The organism is Promicromonospora citrea, from assembly GCF_013004695.1.
Lineage (GTDB): Bacteria > Actinomycetota > Actinomycetes > Actinomycetales > Cellulomonadaceae > Promicromonospora > Promicromonospora citrea.
In genome coordinates, this window is sequence record NZ_JABEMG010000225.1 from 1 (window position 1) to 4,412 (window position 4,412).

Below are 4,412 nucleotides of genomic sequence, written 5' to 3' on the forward strand. Positions count from 1 at the left end.
CATCATCAAACGCGCGATCTCCAAGTACCAAGCCCGCAACCGCCACGCCGACCGCCGATCACGACCCGTCACGATCACCACCACCCTCTTGACACCCCGCCCCGGCCCCTAACCGAACGGCGTTGGGCCTAGGCTGCGGCGCCGCCCTCGGAACGCAGGCGCGGCTCGGTGCGGTTCTTCGGCTTGACGCCGGACTTGTCACGGTAGAACGCGCGGATCACGTCCATGTCGGCGGCGACGTCGCCCGTGAGCTCGATGCTCGGCCCCAGCCCCGCGACGCGGGCGACGCCGTCGACGTAGCCGAGCGTGACCGGGAGGCCCGCCTGGAGCGCGATGCGGTAGAAGCCGGACTTCCAGTACCCCGACCCGGCGCCGCGCGTTCCCTCGGGAGTCACCACCAGGTGGAACTCCTCGCCGCGCTCGACGGCCTCGAGGATCTCGCCCACGATGCTCGCCGGGTCCTCGCGGTCGACGGGGATGCCGCCGAGCCGCCGCATGAGGCCGCCCACCGGGCCGCGGAACCACGAGTCCTTGATGAGGAACCGGATCGTGAGGTCCAGCTCGAAGGCGATGGCGAGCATGAGGAAGAAGTCGGTGTTCGACGTGTGCGGCGCGCCGATGAACACCGTCGGCCGGGTCGGGGCCGGCTCGGAGCGCATCCGGTAGCCCGTGACGGTCCAGATCAGTCGTGCGGCGGCCCGTCGGATGGTGCGTGGCATCGGTGTCCTCGGTCGAGCGGGACCAGGTGGTCCCACGGGGTGGCGGGGCCCCGATTCTGACAGATCTCGCCGCAGCTCACCGACCGGTCCGCGACGTGCGCGCGCCGCCGAGCAGCGCAGGCCGCAGCAGGCTCGCCGTCAGCCTCAGGAGGCCGCGCGACCCGGCCGTCTGCTCGTCGAACAGCATGAGCGCCACGTGGGCCATGGCCTCGTCCGACGCCGCGACGGCGCGCGTCGCGACCTTCGCCCACGTCCGAGAGCTCATGAGTCGCTGCGCGCGGTAGCACTCGCGGTAGTGGCGGCCGAACCGGCGCCGGTGGGCCCGCTCGAAACCGGCGAGCGCGTCGGCCAGGCCCGCGCCGCGCCAGGAGGTGCCCGCCCGCTCGAGGGCGCCGAGGTGCTCGGCGAGCTGCACGCCCGCTGCCATGCCGTAGAAGATACCCTCGCCGCTCAGGGGGTTGATGGTCGCGGCGGCGTCCCCCAGGAGCACGGCGGCGCGCCCGGGCGCCGTCATGGGTGTGCGGGCCGCGGCGTGGGGCAGCTGGTGCGTGGCCACGCGCTCGAGGCCGGAGACCTCGAAGCCGCGCCGGGTCAGGTCCGCGACGTAGCGGTCGAAGAGGTCGCGCAGCGTGCGGCCGTGTCGCGCGGTCTGCCGGCGGAGCTGCTCGACCGGGATGCCGACGCCGAGGTTGGCGCCGTCGTCGGGCAGCGGGAAGACCCAGCCGTAGACCGGCAGGAGGGACTCGAGGAAGTCGAAGCGCAGGGTGTCGCCGACCGGCTGGGTGGGGTGCGTGACGCGGGCGTACGCGCGCATCGCGACATGCGTGTGCCGCATCGGGGGCCGTTCGACGCCGAGCGCGCGGCGCACCGCGGAGTAGGCCCCGTCGGCGCCGACGACCAGGTCGAAGGACGCGTCGCCGTCCGGCAGCGGGACCACCTCGCCGCCGTCCGCCGGCGCCATCCCGGTGAACGCGACGCCCTCACGCACCTGCGCGCCGGCGTCTCGCGCCGCGTCGAGCAGGAGGTCGTCGAGCACGAGGCGCGGCGCGACGTAGCCGGCGAGGTCGCGGCCCTCCATGATCGGGCCGCGGGCGAACGCCTCGACGTCACCGGGGCCGCTGATCGCGACCGACATCGGCATGTGGAAGTCGCGCAGCCGGGCGGACAGGCCGAGCCCGTCGAGCACGCGCCGCGCGCCGGGGCCGAGCCCGTCACCGCAGGTCTTGTCCCGCGGGAACGTCGCCTTGTCGATCAGGGTCACCCGCGCGGCGGGCAGCTCGCGCCGCAGGGCCACCGCGGTGGCCGACCCGGTGGGGCCGCCGCCGACGACGAGGATGCGGGGTGCTTCGCTACCGACCACGCCGTCGACCCTAGCGCCGGGTCAGCGGCGCGGCCTGCGGTCGGTCACGTCCTCGGCGGTGCCCGGGATGATCTTGCCCTTGCCCGGCGCGGGCTCGGGGGCCGGGCCGCCCGTGGCGCCCGCCGCACCCGACGGGCCGGCCGTCGACGAGGCGCCGGGCGTCCCCGTGGAGCCCGACCCGGTGGAGCCGGACCTCGCGGACCCGGCGGCGCCCGGGGTCGCCCGGTGCTCCCGGAACCGCTTGAGCGCCTTGTACAGCGTCACACCCGCCACGACGATCGCGATCGCGTCGTCGCCGAGGCCCAGCGGGCCGAGCACGCCCTCGGAGAGCAGGTCGATCGGGCTGGCCACGTACCCGGCACCCGCGATGAACGTGAGGATCTCCTGCCACGTGAACTTCCGGGGATCCCTGCCGCGCTTGTTGTCCTCGCCCATGCCCCGGAAACGTAACGGAGAACCCGCCGCCCCGCCAGGGATGTACGGATCATCCGCTTCGTGACGTCGGCCTCAGCACGCCGCGGTCACGCGTCGATCGGCCGCCTGTCCTCCACCAGCCGCGACGTGTAGCCGGCGGTCACGAGCCGGTCGAACGCGCCCACGACGTCGTCGGGCACCGGCTCCTCGTGCGCGATGAAACCGCGGTCGGCGTACAGCGAGAGGCGCTGCGTCTCCCCCACGAGCATGTCGACCACCCGGTCCGCGTCGCCGATCGTCGCGACGTACGCGTCCAGGCCGAGGGGCCGCGAGACGCACAGCACGTCGACCTCCGGCCACACGACCCGGCACGTCGCGAACGCCCTGCGCTGCTGGTACGGGTGGGAGACGAGGAGGACCGACGACGGCTCGATGTCGTGCTCGGCGAGCACCTTGCGGCTGTACTCGAGGTTCTCGCTGGTGTTCGTCGCGGCGGGCTCGACGAGCACCGCCTCGGCGGGAACGCCACGGGCGATCGCGTGGTCGCGGTAGCCGAACGCCTCGCCCTGGGGGAAGACGTCGATGGTGGTGGGCGCGTTCGCGCCGGTGAACACGATCTGCCCGAACAGGCCCTCGAGGTAGAGGTCCGCCGTGTAGTCGGCGACCCCCAGGTCGTGGCCGCCCAGGCCGATGCAGACGTCCACCGCCCGCGGCTCGTGGCGCAGGTCGTGGAACGCCCACAGCGTCTCGACGTCCGCCCGCACCGCGGCGGGGATCATGACGTTCGGCATATGACGACCATATTGCTCGGCAGAATCCGGGGCACAACCTGAGCGCGGTGCACCTGTCCACTTTCGACATTTCTGCGCGCAATGTCACAATTTGCGTGTCCCCTGCGCAGGCATCCCATACGAGACCTCCCCTGTGAAGCCACGGTAGCCGATGTGGGCGAAACGCCCCTACCGGTCGTGGTCCCCCTCGTTCTCGTCCTCGTTCGTGCCGACCCCGACCGGATGGTCCTCGATCCTGCCCGAGAACAGGTCGTGGTACTGCAGGTGGAGGTGATACCCGGCGCCCAGCGCGATCCGGCGGATCATCCCGAGGGTCGGTTCGATCCGGCCGGACTCGATGCGGCTGATCGTCGACGTGGGGACGCCGGCGAGCGCCGCGAGCGAGGTCATCGTGAGCTCGCGCTCGGCTCGGATCCGGACAACGATCTGGGCTGCGGTCGTGAGCAAGGCACCCTCCCGTCGGCTCGGTCAGCATCCACGTGCCGGTGACACCACGAGGACTCTATACGTCTATCCGCCTCCCGGCGCGGCGGACGCCGCCCCGGCGGGAGGTGCGGACGGCAGGTACCGCATGTTTCCCCCGAAGGTGCCGTAACGACACATCCGCCTACTACTCTCAGCCCTCATGGGTACGTCGACGGGTACGGCGGCTGACGCCGGCCAGGGGCCGGGCCGCCGCGGTCAGGCCGCGCGCGCCGTGCGCGCGCTCCTCCAGGAGCACCCCGCCTGGGTGCTGCTGCGGTCGCGCAACGCCGCTGCCGCCGTCGTGCTCCTGGAGCGCCATCTGGGAGCCGCCCGGCGGCGCCTGCCCGTGGAGCAGCTCGCCGACCGCATCGACGACGACCTGCCCGAGCTGCGCCGGGCCGGCTTCGAGCTGCCCTACTCCGGCTGGTTCTACGTGTCGGAGTGGATCGACGAGGGCGTCCTGGTCCGCCGCCGCGCCGCGGCCCAGGGCGACGCGACCGAGACGGCGGAGCTGTCCGACGGCGCCCTGGTCGCCCTGCGCTTCGTCGCCCGGCTCCGTCGGCCGCACCCGGCCGTCACCCCCGCGCGGCTCGCCGCCGTGCTGGACGGCCTGCACGGCCTGGCCGCCGACGCCGACCCCGACCCGGAGGCGCGGCTGGCGTC

6 protein-coding genes are annotated in these 4,412 nt (G+C 73.3%); 1 reads left to right on the plus strand and 5 read right to left on the minus strand.

Annotated elements, in window-relative coordinates; all coding sequences use genetic code 11:
• Window positions 1–128 precede the first annotated feature (128 nt).
• The 5 genes from HLB15_RS22710 to HLB15_RS22730 all read right to left on the minus strand — a co-directional run bounded on the left by HLB15_RS22710 (window position 129) and on the right by HLB15_RS22730 (window position 3,731).
• Window positions 129–719, minus strand: coding sequence for a 1-acyl-sn-glycerol-3-phosphate acyltransferase (locus HLB15_RS22710; RefSeq protein WP_171108922.1), 591 nt, complete (start codon window positions 717–719; stop codon window positions 129–131).
• 76 nt (window positions 720–795) lie between these two features.
• Window positions 796–2,079 (minus strand): NAD(P)/FAD-dependent oxidoreductase, encoded by a 1,284-nt coding sequence (locus HLB15_RS22715; RefSeq protein WP_171108924.1) that lies wholly within the window; start codon window positions 2,077–2,079, stop codon window positions 796–798.
• A gap of 21 nt (window positions 2,080–2,100) precedes the next feature.
• Window positions 2,101–2,514, minus strand: a complete 414-nt coding sequence (locus HLB15_RS22720; RefSeq protein WP_171108927.1) for a DUF1232 domain-containing protein — start codon at window positions 2,512–2,514, stop codon at window positions 2,101–2,103.
• 86 nt (window positions 2,515–2,600) lie between these two features.
• The gene (locus HLB15_RS22725) at window positions 2,601–3,284 is read right to left on the minus strand and encodes a YdcF family protein (RefSeq protein ID WP_171108929.1); all 684 of its coding nucleotides are present in this window, start codon (window positions 3,282–3,284) and stop codon (window positions 2,601–2,603) included.
• A gap of 168 nt (window positions 3,285–3,452) precedes the next feature.
• Entirely contained in the window at window positions 3,453–3,731 is a 279-nt protein-coding gene (locus HLB15_RS22730) for a helix-turn-helix domain-containing protein (RefSeq protein WP_171108931.1), read from the minus strand.
• Between the two features lie 178 nt (window positions 3,732–3,909).
• Here HLB15_RS22730 and HLB15_RS22735 point away from each other — a divergent pair.
• A partial coding sequence (locus HLB15_RS22735; protein WP_171108933.1) for a DUF3375 family protein occupies window positions 3,910–4,412 on the plus strand: 503 nt, incomplete at its 3' end.

Excerpts from the sequence above, each read along its gene's own strand:
- HLB15_RS22710 (WP_171108922.1), bottom strand. The coding sequence starts at position 719 with ATGCCACGCACCATCCGACGGGCCGCCGCACGACTGATCTGGACCGTC.
- HLB15_RS22720 (WP_171108927.1), bottom strand. The coding sequence starts at position 2,514 with ATGGGCGAGGACAACAAGCGCGGCAGGGATCCCCGGAAGTTCACGTGG.
- HLB15_RS22725 (WP_171108929.1), bottom strand. The coding sequence starts at position 3,284 with ATGCCGAACGTCATGATCCCCGCCGCGGTGCGGGCGGACGTCGAGACG.